This is a genomic window from Halostella sp. PRR32 (assembly GCF_034808085.1).
Taxonomy (GTDB): Archaea; Halobacteriota; Halobacteria; order Halobacteriales; family Natronoarchaeaceae; genus Halostella; species Halostella pelagica.
On record NZ_JAXHGL010000208.1, the window covers coordinates 1 to 255 of the forward strand.

Consider the following 255-nt stretch of genomic DNA (forward strand, 5'->3'; position numbering starts at 1 on the left):
GACACCGAGGCGTCCATCGACTTCAAGGAGCCGGGGCGGACGGACCTGTACGCGAGCTTCGAGCTCTCCGACGAGGAGATCGCGTCGGTGCAGCGCGCGGTGGACGCGGACGGACCGGTGAATCGCACGTACGAGGTGGACGTCGTGGACGCCGACGGCGAGGTGCACGCGACCGTCGAGAACGTCGTGCACGTCTCGAAGCGCTGACGGCGACCGTCCACGCACCGGTGGGGCGAGTGCGACCCGGGAAGCGGG

1 pseudogene is annotated in these 255 nt (G+C 70.2%); it reads left to right on the plus strand.

The features are described from left to right. Window positions 1-207: pseudogene (locus tag SM753_RS20900) on the plus strand (DUF4442 domain-containing protein); the annotation flags it as partial. Window positions 208-255: the final 48 nt, after the last annotated feature.